The sequence below is a fragment of the Pseudomonas sp. P5_B2 genome, from assembly GCF_056400445.1.
Genome location: NZ_JBFULH010000535.1, coordinates 1 through 2827 on the forward strand (window position 1 = coordinate 1; position 2827 = coordinate 2827).

The 2827-nt window shown below is 58.6% G+C and carries 3 protein-coding genes; 2 read left to right on the forward strand and 1 reads right to left on the reverse strand.

Translation table 11 applies throughout. The features are described 5' to 3' along the window. The coding region (locus AC1DRJ_RS23545; protein ID WP_477804265.1) for a glutamine--tRNA ligase/YqeY domain fusion protein at nucleotides 1-1411 on the reverse strand (1411 nt) is incomplete at its 3' end. 250 nt (nucleotides 1412-1661) lie between these two features. On the opposite strand from AC1DRJ_RS23545, the gene AC1DRJ_RS23550 reads away from it, so the two are divergent. After that, the gene (locus tag AC1DRJ_RS23550; protein WP_477804266.1) at nucleotides 1662-2165 is read left to right on the forward strand and encodes a peptidylprolyl isomerase; all 504 of its coding nucleotides are present in this window, start codon (nucleotides 1662-1664) and stop codon (nucleotides 2163-2165) included. Continuing rightward, nucleotides 2162-2827 (forward strand): UDP-2,3-diacylglucosamine diphosphatase (gene lpxH / locus AC1DRJ_RS23555; RefSeq protein WP_477804267.1); only part of this gene is annotated, 666 nt, incomplete at its 3' end. The genes AC1DRJ_RS23550 and lpxH, both read left to right, overlap by 4 nt.

Here is a 2827-nt window from a genome sequence, read left to right on the forward strand (position 1 = left end):
GCACCCAGTGCACTACGCCTTTGACCTTGCGGCCTTCCGGGTTCTTGCCCAGGGTTTCAGGGTCGTACGAGCAACGCAGTTCGACGATGTTGCCATCGGCGTCCTTGATCGCTTCGTCGGCACGGATCACGTAGCTGCCGCGCAGACGCACTTCGCCAGCCGGTTCCAGGCGCTTGTAGCCCTTTGGCGGCTCTTCCATGAAGTCTTCACGGTCGATGTAGATTTCACGGGCGAATGGCAGAACGCGCACACCCATGTCTTCTTTCGGGTGGCACGCCAGTTCGAGGTTCTCGACCTGGTTTTCCGGGTAATTGGTGATCACGACTTTCAGCGGACGCAGCACGCACATGGCACGCGGGGCGCTGTGGTCGAGGTCGTCACGGATGCTGAATTCGAGCATGCCGAAGTCGACTACGCCGTCGGAACGGTTGGTACCGATCATTTCGCAGAAGTYGCGGATCGATTTAGGCGTGTAGCCACGGCGGCGGAAGCCCGACAGCGTGGACATGCGCGGATCGTCCCAGCCATGGACGTGCTTTTCATCGACCAGTTGCTTGAGCTTGCGCTTGCTGGTGATCGTGTAGTTCAGGTTCAGGCGGCTGAACTCGTACTGACGCGGGTGCGCCGGTACCGGCAGGCTATCGAGGAACCAGTCGTACAGCGGACGATGGCTTTCGAATTCCAGGGTGCAGATCGAGTGGGTGATGCCTTCGATGGCGTCCGACTGACCGTGGGTGAAGTCGTAGTTCGGGTAGATGCACCACTTGTCACCGGTCTGGTGGTGGTGAGCGTGACGGATGCGGTACATGATCGGGTCGCGCAGGTTCATGTTCGGCGAGGCCATGTCGATCTTGGCCCGCAGCACACGTGCGCCGTCCGGGAACTCACCGGCGCGCATGCGGGCGAACCAGTCGAGGTTTTCTTCCACGGAGCGATCACGGAACGGGCTGTTCTTGCCCGGCTCGGTCAGGCTGCCACGGTATTCCTTGGCCTGTTCCGGGCTCAGGTCGTCGACGTAGGCCTTGCCGRCCTTGATCAGTTCAACGGCCCAGTCGTGCAGCTGGTCAAAATACTGCGAGGCATAGCGCACTTCACCGGACCATTCGAAGCCCAGCCATTTGACGTCGCTTTCGATCGCGTCGATGTATTCCTGGTCTTCCTTGGCCGGGTTGGTGTCGTCGAAACGCAGGTGCGTGACGCCGCCGAACTCCTGGGCCAGGCCGAAGTTCACGCAAATCGACTTGGCGTGACCGATGTGCAGGTAGCCATTGGGCTCAGGCGGGAAACGAGTAACGATCTGCGTATGCTTACCCGAGTCCAGGTCCGCCTGGATGATCGGGCGCAGGAAATTGACCGGCACGGCAGGGCCGGTCTTGGCATTCGAGGTAGGGTCGACAGTGGGCTTGCTCATAGGATCCTTGAACGTACAAGTGCGCGGCCAGAAGAAGGGCCAGATAAAACAAAGCCGCTATCATAGCCGATGCTGTCAAGCACCTGACAGAGCGCACCTGCAAACGGTCGTATTTAATCGGCCGCAAATGAAAAACAGCCTCGAAATTCGCGCCTGTCACGCTAAACTGCGCTCCTTGGCCGAAAAAGGCTGAACAGGTGATGGGCTTTAATGTCCCAAAATCCACGAATTCCTTGAAAGAGTAGCAATCATGACCCAAGTCAAACTGACCACCAACCATGGCGACATCGTCCTGGAACTGAACGCTGAAAAGGCCCCGATCACCGTGGCCAACTTCATCGAATACGTTAACGCCGGCCACTACGAAAACACCGTTTTCCACCGCGTCATCGGCAACTTCATGATCCAGGGCGGCGGTTTCGAGCCAGGCATGAAAGAAAAGAAAGACAAGCGCCCAAGCATTCAGAACGAAGCTGACAACGGCCTGCCGAACGTGAAGTACAGCGTTGCCATGGCGCGCACCATGGAGCCGCATTCGGCTTCCGCCCAGTTCTTTATCAACGTGGCTGACAACAGCTTCCTGAACCATAGCGCCAAGACCACCCAGGGCTGGGGCTACGCGGTGTTTGCTAAAGTCGTTGAAGGCACTGACGTCGTGGACAAGATCAAAGGTGTTTCCACCACCATGAAATCCGGCCACCAGGACGTTCCAGCAGAAGACGTGATCATCGAGAAAGCCGAGATCATTGAGTGATACTGCTGATTTCAGACTTGCATCTGGAAGAGGAGCGCCCGGACATTACCCGGGCGTTTCTGGATTTGCTCGCCGGACGCGCCCGCTCGGCGAGTGCGTTGTACATCTTGGGCGACTTTTTCGAGGTGTGGATTGGCGACGATGCCATGACGCCCTTTCAGCGCTCCATCTGCCAGGCCCTGCGCGATCTCAGCGACAGCGGCACGGCGATCTTTTTGATGCACGGCAACCGCGACTTCATGCTCGGCCAGGCCTTCTGCAAACAGGCCGGATGCACGCTATTGAAGGACCCGAGTGTCGTGCAGTTTTTCGGCGAACCAGTGCTCTTGATGCACGGCGATAGCCTCTGCACCCGCGACGAAGCCTATATGAAGCTGCGTCGCTACCTGCGCAACCCGATCAGCCTGTTCATCCTGCGCCACTTGCCGCTGCGCACCCGGCACAAACTGGCGCGCAAGCTGCGCAGTGAAAGCCGCGCGCAAACGCGCATGAAAGCCAATGACATCGTGGATGTCACGCCGGAAGAAATTCCGCGGATCATGCAAGCGTATGGCGTGAAGACCTTGATCCACGGCCATACCCATCGCCCGGCCATTCACAAGTTGCAGCTGGGCGAGCAAGCGGCCAAGCGCATTGTGCTGGGGGATTGGGATCGTCAGGGC

Bases quoted from the DNA above. Each gene is read 5' to 3' on its own strand.
- AC1DRJ_RS23550 (WP_477804266.1), top strand. From the start codon at position 1,662: ATGACCCAAGTCAAACTGACCACCAACCATGGCGACATCGTCCTGGAA.